The organism is Pseudoxanthomonas koreensis (genome assembly GCF_041890415.1).
GTDB lineage: Bacteria > Pseudomonadota > Gammaproteobacteria > Xanthomonadales > Xanthomonadaceae > Pseudoxanthomonas > Pseudoxanthomonas koreensis_A.
Map to the genome: position 1 here is coordinate 2,828,845 of NZ_CP169056.1, position 17,422 is coordinate 2,846,266.

The window sequence follows — 17,422 nt, forward strand, 5'->3', positions numbered from 1 at the left end:
CGGATTATGCAGCGCAGCCGCAGGCCGGGGCGGTTATGTCGGCATGCACTGTGGCGGGGCCGTCGTGGCCGTCCGCATCGACCTGCACCGGCATCGGCTCCAGGCCCAGGCGCGTGAACAGGGCCTGGTCGCGCTCCACGTCCGGATTGCCGGTGGTCAGCAGCTTCTCGCCGTAGAAGATGGAGTTGGCCCCGGCCATGAAGCACAGCGCCTGCAGCTCGTCGCTCATCGCCTCGCGGCCGGCCGACAGCCGCACCATCGAGTGCGGCATGGTGATCCGGGCCACGGCGATGGTGCGCACGAACTCGAACGGGTCCAGCTCGCTGGTGCCGGCCAGCGGCGTGCCGGGCACCTGCACCAGGCGGTTGATCGGCACCGAGTCCGGGTGTGCCGGCAGGTTGGCCAGCGCCTGCAGCAGGCCGGCACGCTGGGCCCGGCTCTCGCCCATGCCGACGATGCCGCCGCAGCAGGTCTTCAGCCCGGCGTCGCGCACGTGGCCCAGGGTGTCCAGGCGGTCCTGGTACTGGCGGGTCTGGACGATGTCGCCGTAGAACTCCGGCGCGGTATCCAGGTTGTGGTTGTAGTAATCCAGGCCGGCCTCGCGCAACGCCTGCGCCTGGCCGGGCGAAAGCATGCCCAGGGTGGCGCAGGTCTCCAGGCCCAGCGCCTTCACCCCGGCGATCATCGCCGCCACCTTCGGGATGTCGCGGTCCTTGGGGCTGCGCCAGGCGGCGCCCATGCAGAAGCGCGAGGCGCCGGCGGCCCTGGCCTGGCGGGCCTTTTCCAGTACCTGGTCGGTTTCCATCAGCTTGGTCGGGTCCACGCCGGTGTGGTAGCGCTGCGCCTGCGGGCAATAGGCGCAATCCTCCGGGCAGCCACCGGTCTTGACCGACAGCAGGGTCGAAACCTGGACCTGGGCCGGGTTGAAATGCGCCCGATGGACCGTGGCGGCGCGGAACAGCAGTTCCGGCAGCGGCAGGTCGAACAGCGCGAGCAATTCCTCGCGACGCCAGTCGTGGCGGATTTCCGAAGCCATGGAGCGGGGTTCCCTGACGGCCGCGGCGGCCGGACCCGGGCAGTCTGGAAAGCGTCCCCGCCACTGTCAACCTGGAGACCCCCGCAATGGTTTACGGCCTCCGCCGGCACCTGGCCGTCGCCGCAACCCGGGTCGCCGGCCTGGGCGCTGCCCTGCTGCCGCCGCGCTGCCTGCTGTGCGGCGAGCCGGGCACCGCCAGCCTGGACCTGTGCGCGGCCTGCCACCAGGCACTGCCGCGCAACCAGCCGGCCTGCGTGCGCTGCGCCCTGCCGCTGGCCGCAGCGGGCACCTGCGGCGCATGCCTGCATCGGCCGCCGCTGCTGGCCACGGTGCGCGCGGCCTTCGTCTACACGGCGCCGCTGGACCGGCTGTTGCCACGCTACAAGTTCCGTGGCGACCTGGCCGCCGGCCGGCTGCTCGCCCGGCTGATGCTCGCCGAAGTGGCCGGTTGCGACCCGCCGCAGGCCCTGGTGCCGGTGCCGCTGCACCGGGCGCGCCTGCGCCGCCGCGGCTACGACCAGGCGCTGGAACTGGCCCGGCCGCTGGCCGCGGCGCTGGGCCTGCCTGTGCACGACAGCCTGCTGCGCCGGGTGCGGGCCACCGCGGCCCAATCGGAACTGGACGCCACCGCCCGCCGCCGCAACCTGCATGGTGCCTTCCAGGCCCGCAGCCGCGGCCCGGTCCCCGCGCATGTGGTGCTGGTCGATGACGTCATGACCACCGGCGCGACCCTGCACGCGGCCGCCACCGCACTGCGCCGGGCCGGGGTGGCGCGGGTGGATGCGTGGGTCTGTGCGAGGGCCCCATGACAGGGCTGCACTCCGGAGGCGGCGCACCGCCAGCCGATCCCCGCCGGGCCATGCCGGGGCGACGCGGCCGCCTCGCGGCACCGGGGCGGCGGCGCCTACGCGAGCAGGTAATGCCCGGCGATTCCCGCGAATACCGCAGCGCCGACCCAGTTGTTGTGCAGGAATGCGCGGAAGCACGCGCCCCGTTCGCGACGCCGTGCCATCCAGAACTCCCAGGCCACCAGCAGCACGGCCACGCCCAGCCCGCACCAGTACGCCAGGCCGAGCCCGGCCTGCCGCCCCACCAGCGCCAGTGCCAGCAGCATCAGCACGTACAGCACGCCTTGCGCCACCAGGTCCAGGTCGCCGAACAGGATGGCGGTGGACTTGGCACCTGCGCGGATGTCGTCGTCGCGGTCGACCATCGCGTACCAGGTGTCGTAGGCGGTGGCCCACAGGATGTTGCCGCAGTACAGCAACCAGGCCAGCGCCGGCACCTCGCCGGTGACCGCGGCGAACGCCATCGGGATGCCCCAGCCGAAGGCCATGCCCAGGTACACCTGCGGCAGGTAGGTATGGCGCTTGAGGTAGGGATAGGTCGCGGCCAGGAACAGGCCCACCAGGCTCAGCCAGATGGTCAGCCGGTTGAGCCAGAGCACCAGCACGAATGCCACCAGCATCAGCCCGGCAAACACCGCCAGCGCCTCGCGCGTGGACACCGCGCCGGTGGCCAGCGGGCGATGCCGGGTGCGCGCGACCCGGCCATCCAGCCAGCGGTCGGCGTAGTCGTTGATCACGCAGCCGGCCGAGCGGGTCAGCCAGACCCCGGCGGTGAACACGAACAGGATCCACAGCGGCGGGCGTCCATCAGCAGCCAGCCACAGCGCCCACCAGGTCGGCCACAGCAGCAGCAGCACGCCGATCGGCCGATCGCCCCGGATCAAGGTCCAGTAGAGGCCCAGGCGTGCGCGCCAGGGGGGTGGCGGCGCGGGGATCGGGGCTTCGTAACGTTCGTAGGTCATGGGCGGGAGTCTAGCGTCCGCGAAGGCGGCCCCGGATTCACCGGCCGCTCATCTGTGCCCGCCCACGCTGCAGTTTCGGACCTGCCAGGGAGACAGGCATGAAAGCCGTGCGTTTCGTCCGGACCGGCCAGCCGGCCGAGATCGTGGACATTCCCAAGCCGATGCCGGGGCCGGGCGAGGTGCTGCTGAAGATCGCCGGAGCCGGCGTGTGCCACTCGGACCTGCACATCCTGGACGAGGACCTCGGCCTGAAGGGGCCGTTCGTGCTGGGCCACGAGAACGCAGGCTGGGTCGCGGCCCTGGGCCTGGGCGTGAAGGACTGGAAGGAAGGTGATGCGGTCGCGGTCTACGGCCCCTGGGGATGCGGCCATTGCCACAGCTGCCAGCGCTCGTCCGAGAACTACTGCCACAACCACGCAAGCCTGGGGACCATGGGCGGCGGCCTGGGTTCGGATGGCGGCATGGCCGAGTACATGCTGGTGCCCTCGGCGCGGCAGCTGGTGGCGCTGGACGACCTGGACCCGGTGCTGGCCGCACCGCTGTCCGATGCCGCGCTCACGCCCTACCACGCCATCAAGCAGGCGCTGCCGCTGCTCACGCCCGACGCCACCGTGGTGGTGATCGGCATCGGCGGCCTGGGGCACATGGCGGTGCAACTGCTGCAGGCGCTGACCCCGGCCACCCTGGTGGCGGGCGACATCGACCCGGCCAAGCTCGAGCACGCCCGTGCGCTGGGAGTGAGCCACACCCTGGACACGCGCGATGCCGACGCAGCCGCCGAGGCGATCGCCGCGATCGCAGGTCCGCGCGGCGCAGCCGTGGTGCTGGACTTCGTGGGCGCCCAGGCCACGGTGGACCTGGGCGTCCGGGTGGTGGGCCGCGACAGCCGCCTGAGCGTGGTCGGCCTGGGCGGCGGCGTGGTGCAGTACGCGGCCAACCAGCCACCTTATGGATGCCAGGTCAGCGTGCCCTACTGGGGCTCGCGCACCGAGCTATTGGAAGTGATCGCACTGGCCCGGGCCGGGCGCATCCGCTCCGAAGTAGAGACCTTTCCCCTGGAGCAGGCGCAGGACGTCTACCAGCGCCTGCGCGAGGGCCGGATCCGCGGGCGCGCGGTCCTGGTGCCCTGAGTGCGGGCGGGTCCGGCGGCGTTTCGGGGAAATGTTTTCCGCTACACTAGCCGGCCACGCGCCCGTAGCTCAGCCGGATAGAGTAGTGGCTTCCGAAGCCATTGGTCGGGGGTTCGAATCCCTCCGGGCGCGCCATCCGACCCGTGCTCCGAGAGAGCGATGTCCAAGCGCGAACGCCAGAATCCCGGCGCGGTGACGATCCTGGACGTGGCCCGGCACGCCGGCGTCTCGCCGATGACCGCCTCGCGTGTCATCAACGGCAATCCCCGGGTGGGCCAGGACCTGCGCGACCGGGTGCAGGCGTCGGTCAAGCTGCTCGGCTACCGGCCCAACCTGGCCGGGCGCTCGCTGCGCACCACCAGTTCGGCGCGCATCGGCGTGCTCTACAGCAACCCCTCGGCGGCCTACCTCAACGAGCTGATGCTCGGCGTCCTCGAGCAGAGCAGCCTGAGCGGGGCCCAGGTACTGGTGGAAAAGTGCGGCGGCATCGCCAGCCAGCGCGCGGCCACCCGGCGGCTGCTGGAAGCGGGGGTGGACGGCATCATCCTGCCGCCGCCGCTGTGCGACGCGCCCCAGACCCTGCAGGAGCTGGACGAGCGCGGCATCCCGGTGGTCGCGGTGGCCGGCGCCCAGGTGGCCGGCGTGTCCTCGGTGCGGATCGACGACTACCAGGGCGCGCGCGCCATGACCCGCTACCTGCTGGAGCTGGGCCATACCCGGATCGGCTTCATCCAGGGCGACCCGGACCACACCGCCGCGCAACTGCGGCGCCAGGCCTTCCTCGACACCCTGGCCGAGTCGGGGATCCAGTTGCCCGACGACCACATGGTGGTGGGCATGTTCACCTACCGCTCGGGGCTGGCCGCTGCCCGCCAGTTGCTCGAACTGGACCCGCGCCCGACCGCCATCTTCTGCAGCAACGACGACATGGCCGCCGCGGCCATGGCGGTGGCCCACGGCACCGGCGTGCGCATCCCCGATGAACTCACCGTGGTCGGTTTCGACGACACCCCGGTGGCCACCACGCTGTGGCCGGAGCTGACCACCATCCGCCAGCCGGTGACGGCCATGGGCAAGAGCGCGGTGGCGCTGATGCTGGAGGAAATCCGCGCACGTCGTGCCGGCCGCCACCGCGACGCCACCCACCAGGTGATGAAGCACGCCTTGGTCAAGCGCCAATCCTCCGCAGCCCTGGCCTCGTGACCGGGGGCCCGGCCGGCGCGCACGCATTCACCATGCACCATCGGTGGTAACCTTACCTCGCCCGCTGCCGCGGGTGTTTCCGGGCACACGCCGGGAGCTTCCCCCGTCGCAGGAACCGTGCGCATGAGCCAGGCCCCGGCCACCCCGTCACTCCTCCCCGATTTCCGTTCGCGCCAGTTCCTGCTGGACCATGTGCGCGACACGATGGCCTTCTACCATCCGCGCTGCATCGACCCGGCCGGCGGCTTCTTCCAGTTCTTCCGCGACGACGGCTCGGTCTACGACGCGCACACCCGGCACCTGGTCAGCAGTACCCGCTTCGTCTTCAACTACTCGATGGCCTGGCAGCAGTTCGGCGAGCCGGCATACCAGGCCGCCGTGCAGCACGGCATCGCCTTCCTGCGCCAGCGCCACCGCAACCCGCACACCGGCGGCTATGCATGGGTGCTGCATGATGGCCGCGTCGAGGACGCGACCAACCACTGCTACGGCCTGGCCTTCGTGGTGCTGGCCTACGCCAAGGCGCTGGAAGCCGGGATCGGGCAGGCGCGCGAGTGGATCGCCGAGACCTGGGAGTTGATGGAGCTCCACTTCTGGGAGCCCGAGCACGGCCTGTACGCCGACGAGGCCAGCGCCGACTGGCAGGTCTCGCCCTACCGCGGCCAGAACGCCAACATGCACGCCTGCGAGGCCTGGCTGGCCGCGTTCGAAGCCAGCGGCGAGCAGCGCTACCTGCAGCGCGCCGCCCTGCTGGCCGACACCATGACCCGGCGCCAGGCCGCGCTGGCCGACGGCCTGGTGTGGGAGCACTACCGGCGCGACTGGACCCCGGACTGGAACTACAACCGTGGCGACCGCAGCAACATCTTCCGGCCCTGGGGCTACCAGCCCGGGCACCAGGTGGAGTGGGCCAAGCTGCTGCTGATCCTGGACCGGCACGCCCCTGCCGCATGGCGCCTGCCGCGCGCGCGCGAACTGTTCGACCGCGCCATGGCCATGGCCTGGGATCCGGTCCACGACGGCCTTGTCTACGGCAACGACCGCGAGGGCGGCTTCTACGACGAGGACAAGTACTTCTGGGTGCAGGCCGAAGCGCTGGCCACCGCCGCGCTGCTGGCCGACCGCACCGGCCAGGCCGGGTACTGGGACTGGTACGACCGCCTGTGGGCCTATTGCTGGACCCACTTCGTCGATCACGCCCATGGCGCGTGGTACCGCATCCTCAGCCGCGACAACCGCAAGTACAGCGACGAGAAAAGCCCGGCAGGCAAGACCGACTACCACACCATGGGCGCCTGCTACGAGGTGCTGAAGGTGGCGTGACAACGCACGTGGGTCGCGGGGAATGCGATGCAGCGCCAGCGGAACAAGCGTGACGTGACGGCGCGCGCGGTCGCCGGCAAGGCCGGCTCCTACGGTGCCAGTATCTTTTCGACTTCGTCGTGCGTGGGCGCATGCGCGCCGGGGCGGGTGCAGGCCGCCGCCGCGGTGGCCGCAGCGAAGCGCACGTGGTCGGCCAGGTCGGCGTGCGGACGCAGCAGGCGGCTGGCCAGGAACCCGCCGACGCAGGCATCGCCGGCGCCAACAGTGTCGGCCACTTCCACCCGGAAGGCAGGTTGGCCGATGCACCTGTCGCCGGCAAAGGCGGTCATGCCCTCGCTGCCGCGGGTGTACAACAGCACGGCCTGCGGCGCCAGCGCACGCACGCGTGCCAGTGCGCGCTCCGCGTCCAGCGCCGGGTAGATGTGGCGCAGGTCTTCGTCGGAGATTTTCAGCACGCTGGCCAGGCCAGCCATGCGCTCGAACAGCGGCGGGTAGTCCGCGCCCATCAGGATCCGGCAGTTGGGATCGAAGCTGACCGGCACGCCGGCGGCATGCAGCCGCTGCGCCAGCTGCACCAGGCGCGCACCCAGCGGCTGCCGCACCAGGCTGATGCAGCCGAAATGGGCGAACGTACATGCTGCCTCCCAGCCCTGCGGCAGGCGCGCCTCGTCGAACGCCAGGTCGGCGCTGTCGCTGCCGAGGAAGAAATACCGCGGCGGATCGAGCTGATGCACCATCGCCAGCAACGGCGGGCGCGCCACCACCTGCAAGAAGCGCTCGTCCAGCCCGGCCGCGCGCGACTTGTCGATGATTTCCTGGCCGAACAGGTCCTCGCTGACCGCCCCGCCCCAGCCGGTGGGCAGGCCCAGCACCGCCGCCACCCGGGCCACGTTCCAGCAGGCCCCGCCGGCGACGCTGCGCCAGCTGTCCGGCCCGGTGCGGACGAAGTCGGTGAGGGCTTCGCCGAACACGACCAGGCCCGGCAGTGGCGTGGCTGGGCTCATGCCGGCCCCGGCGTGCTCAGCCGGCAGCCGCAGGCTGTGCCCGGCGCGCGCGGCCGATCAGGCCCCAACGCACCAGCAGCCCGTACGCGGCGATCCAGCCGTAGCAGAGCATCGGCACCAGCAGCGCCAGGCCCAGCCCCGCGCGATCGGCCACCATGCCCATCAGCAGCGGCACCACCGCGCCGCCGACGATGGCCAGGCACAGGATGCCGGAGCCACCGGCGGTGTCCTCGCCCAGGCCGTCGATGGACAGGGTGAAGATGGTCGGGAACATCACCGAGTTGAACAGGCCGATCGACAGGATCGCGACCGCGGCCACGGTGCCTTCCAGCACCGTGCCGGCCAGCAGCGCCAGGCTCGCCGCCGCCACCGCACAGCCGGCCAGGACCACGCCAGGCGCCATGTAGCGCAGCACCCACGCGCCGATGAAGCGGCCGACCATCGCCAGCCCCCAGTACACGGCGATCAGGTTGCCGGCGGCGTGCTCGGAAGTGGTGGCGCCAACCATGATCAGGTAGTTGACCAGAGCGCTGCCGATGGCCACCTCGGCGCCCACGTACAGGAAGATCGACAGCGCGCCCAGGCTCAGCTGCGGCACCCGCAGCAGGCGCAGGTAGTCACCGTGGTTGACCGGCCGCACGGCCGGCACCGGCGAACGGCGCATCCGCCAGCACAGCGCCGCCAGGCCGACCAGGGTCGCGGCGATGATCATGTACGGCAAGCGCACGTGCCCGGCCTGCTCGACCCGGAACGCGGCCAGCGCCGCGTCGGTCATGCCCGGCGTCGGCTCGGTCACGCCGGCGGCCAGGATCAGCGAGGAGCCGAAGATCGGGCCGAGCATGGTGCCGAAGGAGTTGAACGCCTGGGCCAGGGTCAGCCGGCTGTGCGCGCGGCTGGGATCACCCAGTCCGGCGACCAGCGGATTGGCCGCCACCTGGACGATGGTGATGCCACCGGCCAGCACGAACAGCGCGGCCAGGAACGCCGGGTACCAGCCCATCGAGGCGGCCGGCGAGAACATCAGGCAGCCCCCGGCCATGATCAGCAGGCCCAGCACGATGCCGCGCAGGTAGCCGATGCGGCTGATCAGCAGGCCGGCGGGGATGGACACCACGAAGTACGCCAGGAAGAAGCAGAACTGGGTCAGCATCGCCTCGGTGTAGCCGAGCGAGAACGTGGCCTTGAGCTTGGGGATCAGCACGTCCACCAGCACGGTGCAGAAGCCCCAGGCGAAGAACAGGGCGATCACCAGCGGCAGCAGCCGCGACGGCCCCGGCATGGCAGCGGCGGCGGAAGGGGGTGGCGAAGCGTGCATCGGCTACTCCTGGTCGGACGGGGGCACGGCAGGCATTGCCGCTGCAACGAAATCAATCAGGTATCGTTATCCAAGTTGCGGTGCCGGTGCAAGCGGCCTTCATCGTGCAACCACGCTGCAGCAGTCACGCTGGGGTCCCTCCTTCGACCACGGGGTGTCAGATGCAACGGATGCCGTTGGCTGTATGTGCCGTCCTGGCCGCTGGCATGCAGGCCGGCTGTGCCACCCCGCAGATCACGCCGGCCGCGCCGGTCGATGGCGTGGTTTCGGGCCAATGCCATACCGACATGGTCCGCGGCGCGGTCGGCCTGGCCGCCTCGGCCGCCACCATCGAGCGTGCCCGCATCGACAGCGACAGCACCCGGGTGCGCGTGCAGCACGGCACGCCGGACCGCCGCGCCAGCGCCACCCTGCCCGAGCCGCAGCCGGCCTCCAGTGGCGGCGAGCGCCTGATCATCGAGACCGGGGACCACAATGCGATCACCGGCATGCGCTGCGGCTGAGCCTGGCGGGCCTGCTCCACGCCGGCCGGCGCGCTTAACACATTGCGAATCCCGCCTCTTGCACTCTGCACGCGATCGACGCCGGGTATCCCAAATGAGCGCACGCAAGTTGTTTCCCCTGCTGCCCATCGCCCTGTCACTCCTGGTCGCGGCCTGCAGCCCGGCCACGTCCCCGGACGAGGACGCCGCCGAGCAGGAACAGGCCATCGCCGAAGCACAGCGCGCCGCCGAACAGGCCGCGCTGTCGCCATCAGGGGTCGAGGCGCCTCCGGCGCCCACCTGCGATGCCAGCCAGGTCCAGGGCATGGAGGGACAGGCCTTCGACGAAGGCATGGCCGAGCAGGCCCGCAGCGATGCCGGCGCCAGCCGGGTCCGGGTGCTGCGGCCCGGCCAGGCGGTGACCCTGGAATTCGACGGCACGCGCCTGAACATCGAGATCGGCGACGACGGCCGGATCGCCGCACTGCGCTGCGGCTGAGCCCCCCCCGGCCGGGGCCGTCGGCAGGCCCGGCGCAGGCGTCCATCGCGGGCAGGGCGGGCGGAAACCCGGGAAAACCGCAGGGGAGACTGTGGCCGCCGCCAGTTGCGGCAGCGCAGCAAGTTGTGTTCTATTCGGATTTCCGGTGGCATCCAGGTCGCGCAGGTTTCGTCAGAAACCGTGTGCGGTGCCACCCTCGCCCGCGTTCCGGGAATCGCTGAAACCCGGGGCGCATGTTCTTCGAGGCACAGCACACATGGCCCCCCGCAACCGCCACGGGCTCCAGGCACCCATCGGGCTCTACGACCCCGACTCCGAACGCGACGCCTGCGGCTTCGGCATGATCGCCCAGCTGGACGACCAGCCCTCGCGGGCGCTGGTCGACACCGCGATCGCCGCCCTGTCGCGCATGACCCACCGCGGCGGCGTTGCCGCCGACGGCCTGACCGGCGACGGTTGCGGCTTGCTGATCCGCCGCCCTGACGCCTTCCTGCGCGCGCTTGCCGCCGAGGCCGGCATCGCCGTGGATGCGCAGCTGCCGTTCGCCTCCGGCCTGGTGTTCCTGCCGGACGAGGCGCTGCTGGCGCAACGCTGCCGCGCGCTGCTCGAGCACGAGCTGCGACGCGCCGGCCTCAGCATCCTGGGCTGGCGAACTCCGCCCACAGACAGGAGCGTCTGTGGGGAACTGGCAAAGGACACACTGCCCACCATCGAACAGATCTACGTCCAGGCTGGTGCGGGCCAGGACGAGGAAAGCTTCAACCTGGCGCTGTTCACCGCGCGCCGGTGCACCGAGCAACAACTGCGCGACGTCGCCGACTTCTATGTCGTCACCCTCTGCGCCCACGCCATCGGCTACAAGGGCATGGTCCTGCCGGACAAGCTGGCGCAGTTCTACAGCGACCTGCAGCGCAGCGACCTGGCCTCCAGCGCCGTGGTCTTCCACCAGCGCTTCTCCACCAACACGCTGCCGCGCTGGCCGCTGGCCCATCCGTTCCGGATGCTGGCCCACAACGGCGAAATCAACACCATCGAGGGCAACCGGCGCTGGGCGCAGGCGCGCAGCAAGGTCTGGAAGACGCCGCGCTTCGACCTGTCCCGGTTCGACCCCATCGTCTCCATGCACGGCTCCGATTCGCAGAGCCTGGACAACATGCTCGAACTGCTGGTGTCCGGCGGCATGGAGCTGATCCAGGCACTGCGCATCCTGGTGCCGCCGGCGACCCAGTCGCTGGAGTTCAAGGATGCCGACCTGGCAGCCTTCTACGAGTTCTACGCGCTCAACAGCGAACCGTGGGACGGCCCGGCCGGCATCGTCACGATGGACGCGCGCTACGCCGCCTGCACCCTGGACCGCAACGGCCTGCGCCCCTCGCGCTGGCTGCTCACCGCCGACCGCCACTTCATCGTCGCCAGCGAGGCCGGGGTGTGGGAAGTGCCCACCGAGCGCGTCGTGCGCAAGGGCAAGCTGGGGCCGGGCGAGATGATCGCCATCGACCTCAAGCGCGGCGACCTGCTCGACTCCGAAGCGGTGGACCGGATCAACCGTGGCCGCGCGCCGTACAAGCAGTGGCTGCACCAGGGCGCCACCTGGCTGCAGACCGAACTGATCGACCCGTCGCTGGCCGAGGAGCCGTTCGACGAGAAGACCCTGCGCAGCTACCACAAGCTGTTCCAGCTCAGCACCGAGGAAGTGGAGCACGTACTGCGGCCGATGGCCGAGACCCAGCAGGAAGCCACCGGCTCGATGGGCGACGACACGCCCATGGCCCTGCTCAGCCGCCGCAACCGGCCGCTGTACGACTACTTCCGCCAGGCGTTTGCGCAGGTCACCAACCCGCCGATCGACCCGCTGCGCGAAGACTGCGTGATGTCGCTGGTCACCCAGCTGGGCAAGGAGACCAACATCTTCCATGCCGGGCCGGAGACGGTGAACCACGTCATCCTCAACTCGCCGGTGCTGTCCCAGCGCAAGCTGCGCGAACTGCTGAAGATGCCGCAGTACGTGGAGAAGAACCGGCTGGTCGACCTGTCGTACTCGCCCGAGGAAGGGCTGAAGGCCGGCATCGAGCGCATCTGCCGCGAGGTCGAGCAGGCCGCGCGCGACGGCGTGGTGATGCTGCTGCTGTCCGACCGCTACCCGGTGCCGGAGCGGCCGATGGTGCACGCGCTGCTGGCCACCGGCGCGGTCCACCACCACCTGTGCAATACCGGCCTGCGCTGCGAGGTCAACCTGATCATCGAGACCGGCACCGCGCGCGACGCCCACCACGTGGCGTGCCTGCTGGGTTGCGGCGCCACCGCGGTGTATCCGTACCTGTCCTACCAGACCCTGCACGACATGGGCCGGCGCGGGATCCTGCAGCTGAAGAAGGGCGGGGAAACCGCGCAGATCGGCCGCAGCTACCGCAAGGGCCTGTACAAGGGCCTGAGCAAGATCATCTCCAAGATGGGCATCGCCACCATCGCCAGCTACCGCGGCGCGCAGCTGTTCGAGATCGTCGGGCTGGAGAAGGACGTGGTCGACCTGTGCTTCGGCGGCACGCCCTCGCGGGTTGGCGGCGCGGGCTTCGAACGCCTGGACGCGGACGCGCGCGAGCTGCAGGCCGCGGCCTGGAACGAGCTGGCCAAGCCCGACATCGGCGGCATCCTCAAGTACGTGCACGGCGGCGAGTACCACATGTACAACCCGGACGTGGTCATGACCCTGCAGCAGGCCACGCGCTCGGGCGATGCGGCCGACTGGAAGGCGTACACCGATGCGGTGCACGCGCGTCCGCCATCGGCGCTGCGCGACCTGCTGCAGCTCAAGCCAGCCGCCGCGCCCACGCCGCTGGAGCAGGTGGCGCCGGCGTCGGACCTGCTGCGCCGCTTCGACAGCGCGGCCATTTCGCTGGGCGCCCTGTCGCCCGAGGCGCACGAGGCCCTGGCCATCGCCATGAACCGCCTCGGCGGGCGTTCCAACTCCGGCGAGGGCGGCGAAGACCCGGTCCGCTACGGCACCGAGAAGCGCAGCAAGATCAAGCAGGTGGCCTCCGGCCGCTTCGGCGTGACCCCCGAATACCTGGTCAATGCCGAGGTGCTGCAGATCAAGGTCGCCCAGGGCGCCAAGCCCGGCGAGGGCGGCCAGCTGCCCGGGCACAAGGTCAACGAGCTGATCGCGCGGCTGCGTTACGCGCGTCCGGGCATCGGCCTGATCAGCCCGCCGCCGCACCATGACATCTACTCGATCGAAGACCTGGCCCAGCTGATCTACGACCTCAAGCAGGTCAATCCGCAGGCGCTGGTGTCGGTCAAGCTGGTGTCGCACGCCGGCGTGGGCACCATTGCAGCGGGCGTGGTCAAGGCCGGCGCCGACCTGATCACCGTGTCCGGCCATGACGGCGGCACCGGTGCCAGCCCGATCAGCTCGATCCGCTACGCGGGCGGCCCGTGGGAACTGGGCGTGGCCGAAACCCACCAGGCGCTGGTGGCCAACGACCTGCGTGACCGCACCATCCTGCAGACCGATGGCGGGATGAAGACCGGGCTGGACGTGGTCAAGGCGGCGCTGCTGGGCGCCGACAGCTTCGGCTTCGGCACCGCGCCGATGATCGTGCTGGGCTGCAAGTACCTGCGCATCTGCCACCTCAACAACTGCGCCACCGGCCTGGCCACCCAGGACGAGCGCCTGCGCGCCAACCACTTCACCGGCCTGCCGGAGCGCGTGGAGAACTTCTTCCACCTGCTGGCCGCCGAAGTGCGGCAGTGGCTGTCGTACCTGGGCGTGCGTTCGCTGGACGAGATCGTCGGCCGCACCGACCTGCTGCAGCAGATCGACGCCGCACCGCGCCCGGGCGTCAACGTGGACCTGTCGCGGCTGCTGGCACCGGCGCCCTTCGACAACGACCGCTGCGCGGCCGCGCGCCTGTACGAGTCGCCCGACAGCCTGGCCACCCAGCTCGACCTGCAGCTGGCCGACGCCATCGCCCGCAAGGCAGGCGGCGAGCACCGCTATCTCATCCACAACACCGACCGCAGCATCGGCACCCGCCTGTCCGGCACCATTGCCCGCGCGCACGGCAACCACGGCATGGATGACGCGCCGCTGACCCTGCACTTCCGCGGCACCTCGGGGCAGAGTTTCGGCGCGTTCAACGCCGGCGGCCTGCACCTGGAGCTGGAAGGCGAGGCCAACGACTACGTCGGCAAGGGCATGGCCGCCGGCCGCCTGGTGGTGCGTCCGCCGCGCGGCGCGCGCTTCGAGGCACGCAACACGCCGATCATCGGCAACACCTGCCTGTACGGCGCCACCGGCGGCGAGCTGTTTGCCGCGGGCCGCGCCGGCGAGCGCTTCGCCGTGCGCAACTCGGGCGCGGTGGCGGTGGTGGAAGGCGCAGGCGACCACTGCTGCGAGTACATGACCGGTGGCTGCGTGCTGGTGCTGGGCAAGGTGGGCCTGAACTTCGGCGCCGGTTTCACCGGTGGCCTGGCCTACGTGCTGGACCAGGACCGCGACTTCGTCGACCGCTACAACCACGAGCTGATCGACATCCACCGCATCTCGCCGGAAGGCTTCGAGAGCTACCGCCAGCACCTGCACCGCCTGATCAGCCGCCACCGCGAACTGACCGGCAGCATCTGGGCCCAGCAGATCCTGGACGAGTTCCGCGACTACGTGGGCAAGTTCTGGCTGGTCAAGCCCAAGGCCGCCAGCATCGAATCGCTGGCCGATACCCTCAGGCGCGCGGCATGAACGCGCGCCCATCCATCATGGCTTCGGCGCGGCGCGCATGCCGCCGCCATGGCCGGCTGGCCGTGGCCCTGCTGCACGGCAACCGCAAGAAACGCGTGCTGTCCGGCGTGCCGCCCGCACGCCAGGGCTGACCGCCCCGCCGCTGCCGCTCCGGGCGCCGCCTGCGCCGGTCTGCATGACCGGTACGGTGCCCGGCCTCCTCCGACCGAACCGATCCACTGCCGCCCCGTGCGCGGCCGGATCCCGTGTCCCCGCTCCGCCGGGAGGCACCGGTCGCCCGTCTCCCGCCGCCGCGTGAGGCACTGCCGGAAACCCTTTCGATGAGTCGCAAGCACATCTTCCAATTCCTCGAGCTGCCGCGCGAAATGCCGCGGCGGATCCCGATCGAACTGCGCACCGCCGGCGACTGGGGCGAGCTGTACGGCCGCTTCGGCCACGCCGAGGCCGACCACCAGGCCGGCCGCTGCCTGGACTGCGGCAACCCCTACTGCAGTTGGAAGTGCCCGGTGCACAACGCCATCCCGCAGTGGCTGCAACTGGTGCAGGAGAACCGCATCCACGAGGCCGCCGAGCTGTGCCACAGCACCAACCCGCTGCCGGAGGTATGCGGACGGGTGTGCCCACAGGACCGCCTGTGCGAGGGCAGCTGCACGCTCAACGACGGCTTCGGCGCGGTGACCATCGGCGCGGTGGAGAAGTACATCACCGACACCGCCTTCGCCGAAGGCTGGCGCCCGGACCTGTCCGACGTGGTCGCCACCGGGCACCGGGTGGCGGTGGTGGGCGCCGGCCCGGCCGGCATCGCCTGCGCCGACCGCCTGGCGCGCGCCGGCATCCAGGCGGTGGTGTACGACCGCTACGAGCAGATCGGCGGCCTGCTCCAGTTCGGCATTCCCACCTTCAAGCTGGACAAGTCGGTCATCACATTGCGCCGGCAGGTGCTGGAAGGCATGGGCATCCAGTTCCGGCTGGGCGTGGAGGTCGGCCGCGACGTGAGCATGGACCAGCTGCTGGCCGAGTACGACGCGGTGTTCCTGGGCACTGGCGCGTACCGCTACACCGATGGCGGGCTGCCGGGCCAGGATGCGCACGGCGTGCTGCCGGCGCTGCCGTTCCTGGTCCAGAACGGACGCGTGGTCACCGGCCAGGAGCCGGGCGGACGGCCCATCGCCGGCTGGGAGGACCGCATCGCCCTGCCCGACCTGCGCGGCCGCCACGTGGTGGTGCTGGGCGGTGGCGACACCGGCATGGACTGCGTGCGCAGCGCCATCCGCCTGGGCGCGGGCAAGGTGACCTGCGCCTACCGCCGCGACGAGGCGTCCATGCCCGGCTCGGCGCGCGAAGTGGGCAACGCGCGCGAGGAAGGCGTGCGCTTCCTGTTCAACCGCCAGCCGCTGGCGATCGAGGCCGACGCGCAGGACCGGGTGAGTGGCGTGCGCATGGTGGAAACCACGCTGGGCGAGCCGGATGCGCGTGGCCGCCGCAACGCGGTGCCGTTGGAAGGCAGCGAATCGCTGATCGAGGCGGACGTGGTGATCATCGCGTTCGGCTTCTCGCCGGACGTGCCGGAGTGGATGACCGCGCTGGGCATCGAGGGCACGCCGAACGGGCGGATCGTCGCCGGCGGTGGCGGGCGCCTTGCGTACCAGACCACCCATCCGCGCGTGTTCGCCGGCGGCGACGCAGTGCGTGGCGCCGACCTGGTGGTGACCGCGGTGGCCGAAGGCCGCGACGCGGCGCAGTCGATCGCCACCTTGCTGGCCAGCCAGGCCATCGCCCAGGTCGAGCCCGCCGCAGCCTGACCGGGGCACGGGCCGTCTATCATCGCGTGGCCAGCGGATGGCCACGCGATCCGGTGCGCGCCCCAACAGGAGCAGGTGAATGCGTCAATGGCTGCAATGCGGTGTCCTGGTTCTTCTCGCCGCCTGCATGGCCCAGGCCGCCGCCACGGACCGGCGCATCGCCATCACCATCGATGACCTGCCCTGGCATCGGGCCGGTGCGATTCCGGATCCGGTGCTGGCCGCGCGCCATGGGCAATTGATGGCGCAGCTCACCGCGGCCGGCGTGCCGGTGGTCGGCTTCGTCAACGAGGACAAGCTGGAGCGCGACGGGCACGTGTTGCCGGAACGGGTGGCGATGCTGCACGCCTGGCTCGATGGCGGGCACGAACTGGGCAACCACACCTACGCCCATCTCGACCTGCACGCCGTGGGGCTGGCGGCCTATACCGACGACATCCTGCGTGGTGAACGGGTGCTGCGCCCGCTTCTGGCCGAGTACGGCACCGCGCCGCGCTGGTTCCGCCACCCCTACCTGCGTGCCGGGCAGTCGCCCGGTGAGCGTGCCGCGCTGTCGGCCTTCCTGGCCTCGCACGGTTATCGCATCGCGCCGGTCACGGTGGACAACGACGAATGGATCTGGGGCGCCGCCTATGCGCGGGTGCTGGACGGCCAACCCGACCCGGCGCAGCGCGAGGCCCAGCTGGAACGGCTGCGGCGCGGCTACATCCCCTACATGCTCAACATGGTCGATCACTACGAACGCCAGTCGCAGGATCTGCTTGGCTATGCGCTGCCGCAGGTGTGGCTGCTGCACGCCAATGCGCTCAATGCGGCGACCTTCTCCAGCCTGGTGGCGGGCGTGCAGCGCCGCGGCTACCGCGTGGTCACCCTGGCGCAGGCACTGCAGGACCCCGCCTATGCGCGCGGCGAGGATGGCTACGACGGCCCGCGCGGGCCAAGCTGGCTGCATCGCTGGGCAGCCGCCGAGAATCGCCCGGCCGCGTTCCATGCCGGCGAACCGCAGGTGCCGGGCTGGGTGCGCGAGCTTGCCGGGATCGCGCAGTAACGACGGCAACCGGCCCGTAACCGGCCGCGCGTAGA

The 17,422-nt window shown here is 71.0% G+C and carries 14 protein-coding genes and 1 tRNA gene; 11 read left to right on the forward strand and 4 right to left on the reverse strand.

Features of this window, described 5'->3' with window-relative positions; all coding sequences use genetic code 11:
- Positions 1-4: 4 nt before the first annotated feature.
- The gene (bioB, locus tag ACEJ41_RS12765) at positions 5-1,036 is read right to left on the reverse strand and encodes a biotin synthase BioB (protein ID WP_374012629.1); all 1,032 of its coding nucleotides are present in this window, start codon (positions 1,034-1,036) and stop codon (positions 5-7) included.
- 86 nt (positions 1,037-1,122) lie between these two features.
- On the opposite strand from bioB, the gene ACEJ41_RS12770 reads away from it, so the two are divergent.
- On the forward strand, positions 1,123-1,845 hold the full coding sequence (locus ACEJ41_RS12770) for a ComF family protein (protein WP_374012630.1): 723 nt from the start codon (positions 1,123-1,125) through the stop codon (positions 1,843-1,845).
- Positions 1,846-1,940: 95 nt separating this feature from the next.
- On the opposite strand, the gene ubiA is transcribed toward ACEJ41_RS12770, so the two are convergent.
- Complete coding sequence (ubiA, locus tag ACEJ41_RS12775) at positions 1,941-2,846, reverse strand: 4-hydroxybenzoate octaprenyltransferase (RefSeq protein WP_374012631.1); 906 nt, start codon at positions 2,844-2,846, stop codon at positions 1,941-1,943.
- A 98-nt stretch (positions 2,847-2,944) separates the two neighbouring features.
- Here ubiA and ACEJ41_RS12780 point away from each other — a divergent pair, with 98 nt between their 5' ends.
- The 4 genes from ACEJ41_RS12780 (at position 2,945) to ACEJ41_RS12795 (ending at position 6,502) form a co-directional block, all read left to right on the forward strand.
- Positions 2,945-3,976, forward strand: a complete 1,032-nt coding sequence (locus ACEJ41_RS12780; protein WP_374012632.1) for an NAD(P)-dependent alcohol dehydrogenase — start codon at positions 2,945-2,947, stop codon at positions 3,974-3,976.
- Between the two features lie 58 nt (positions 3,977-4,034).
- Positions 4,035-4,111, forward strand: a tRNA-Arg gene (locus tag ACEJ41_RS12785).
- A gap of 24 nt (positions 4,112-4,135) precedes the next feature.
- A complete protein-coding gene (locus tag ACEJ41_RS12790; RefSeq protein ID WP_374012633.1) occupies positions 4,136-5,179 on the forward strand; it encodes a LacI family DNA-binding transcriptional regulator in 1,044 nt (347 codons plus the stop codon).
- A gap of 123 nt (positions 5,180-5,302) precedes the next feature.
- A complete protein-coding gene (locus ACEJ41_RS12795; protein WP_374012634.1) occupies positions 5,303-6,502 on the forward strand; it encodes an AGE family epimerase/isomerase in 1,200 nt (399 codons plus the stop codon).
- An 89-nt stretch (positions 6,503-6,591) separates the two neighbouring features.
- On the opposite strand, the gene ACEJ41_RS12800 is transcribed toward ACEJ41_RS12795, so the two are convergent.
- Together ACEJ41_RS12800 and ACEJ41_RS12805 are read right to left on the reverse strand one after the other, a co-directional pair.
- Positions 6,592-7,506: a carbohydrate kinase gene (locus ACEJ41_RS12800; RefSeq protein WP_374012635.1), complete on the reverse strand. Its 915-nt coding sequence runs from the start codon at positions 7,504-7,506 to the stop codon at positions 6,592-6,594.
- A 16-nt stretch (positions 7,507-7,522) separates the two neighbouring features.
- Complete coding sequence (locus ACEJ41_RS12805; protein ID WP_374012636.1) at positions 7,523-8,821, reverse strand: sugar MFS transporter; 1,299 nt, start codon at positions 8,819-8,821, stop codon at positions 7,523-7,525.
- A 161-nt stretch (positions 8,822-8,982) separates the two neighbouring features.
- Between ACEJ41_RS12805 and ACEJ41_RS12810 the strand changes: the two genes are divergently transcribed.
- From ACEJ41_RS12810 to ACEJ41_RS12835, 6 genes are all read left to right on the forward strand, one after another.
- Positions 8,983-9,324 (forward strand): hypothetical protein, encoded by a 342-nt coding sequence (locus ACEJ41_RS12810; protein WP_374012637.1) that lies wholly within the window; start codon positions 8,983-8,985, stop codon positions 9,322-9,324.
- A 94-nt stretch (positions 9,325-9,418) separates the two neighbouring features.
- On the forward strand, positions 9,419-9,802 hold the full coding sequence (locus ACEJ41_RS12815; protein ID WP_374012638.1) for an I78 family peptidase inhibitor: 384 nt from the start codon (positions 9,419-9,421) through the stop codon (positions 9,800-9,802).
- 256 nt (positions 9,803-10,058) lie between these two features.
- A complete protein-coding gene (gene gltB, locus ACEJ41_RS12820) occupies positions 10,059-14,537 on the forward strand; it encodes a glutamate synthase large subunit (RefSeq protein WP_374012639.1) in 4,479 nt (1,492 codons plus the stop codon).
- Positions 14,534-14,668, forward strand: a complete 135-nt coding sequence (locus ACEJ41_RS12825) for a hypothetical protein (protein ID WP_374012640.1) — start codon at positions 14,534-14,536, stop codon at positions 14,666-14,668. Before gltB ends, ACEJ41_RS12825 begins: the two co-directional genes overlap by 4 nt.
- 189 nt (positions 14,669-14,857) lie before the next feature.
- Complete coding sequence (locus tag ACEJ41_RS12830; protein WP_374012641.1) at positions 14,858-16,339, forward strand: FAD-dependent oxidoreductase; 1,482 nt, start codon at positions 14,858-14,860, stop codon at positions 16,337-16,339.
- Positions 16,340-16,466: 127 nt separating this feature from the next.
- Complete coding sequence (locus ACEJ41_RS12835) at positions 16,467-17,387, forward strand: polysaccharide deacetylase family protein (RefSeq protein WP_374012642.1); 921 nt, start codon at positions 16,467-16,469, stop codon at positions 17,385-17,387.
- Positions 17,388-17,422: the final 35 nt, after the last annotated feature.

Coding starts and splice junctions, on each gene's coding strand:
- ACEJ41_RS12825 (WP_374012640.1), top strand. CDS start 14,534: ATGAACGCGCGCCCATCCATCATGGCTTCGGCGCGGCGCGCATGCCGC.
- ACEJ41_RS12805 (WP_374012636.1), bottom strand. CDS start 8,821: ATGCACGCTTCGCCACCCCCTTCCGCCGCCGCTGCCATGCCGGGGCCG.
- ACEJ41_RS12795 (WP_374012634.1), top strand. CDS start 5,303: ATGAGCCAGGCCCCGGCCACCCCGTCACTCCTCCCCGATTTCCGTTCG.
- ACEJ41_RS12830 (WP_374012641.1), top strand. CDS start 14,858: ATGAGTCGCAAGCACATCTTCCAATTCCTCGAGCTGCCGCGCGAAATG.
- gltB (WP_374012639.1), top strand. CDS start 10,059: ATGGCCCCCCGCAACCGCCACGGGCTCCAGGCACCCATCGGGCTCTAC.
- ACEJ41_RS12770 (WP_374012630.1), top strand. CDS start 1,123: ATGGTTTACGGCCTCCGCCGGCACCTGGCCGTCGCCGCAACCCGGGTC.
- bioB (WP_374012629.1), bottom strand. CDS start 1,036: ATGGCTTCGGAAATCCGCCACGACTGGCGTCGCGAGGAATTGCTCGCG.
- ACEJ41_RS12815 (WP_374012638.1), top strand. CDS start 9,419: ATGAGCGCACGCAAGTTGTTTCCCCTGCTGCCCATCGCCCTGTCACTC.
- ACEJ41_RS12800 (WP_374012635.1), bottom strand. CDS start 7,506: ATGAGCCCAGCCACGCCACTGCCGGGCCTGGTCGTGTTCGGCGAAGCC.
- ACEJ41_RS12780 (WP_374012632.1), top strand. CDS start 2,945: ATGAAAGCCGTGCGTTTCGTCCGGACCGGCCAGCCGGCCGAGATCGTG.
- ubiA (WP_374012631.1), bottom strand. CDS start 2,846: ATGACCTACGAACGTTACGAAGCCCCGATCCCCGCGCCGCCACCCCCC.
- ACEJ41_RS12835 (WP_374012642.1), top strand. CDS start 16,467: ATGGCCCAGGCCGCCGCCACGGACCGGCGCATCGCCATCACCATCGAT.
- ACEJ41_RS12810 (WP_374012637.1), top strand. CDS start 8,983: ATGCAACGGATGCCGTTGGCTGTATGTGCCGTCCTGGCCGCTGGCATG.
- ACEJ41_RS12790 (WP_374012633.1), top strand. CDS start 4,136: ATGTCCAAGCGCGAACGCCAGAATCCCGGCGCGGTGACGATCCTGGAC.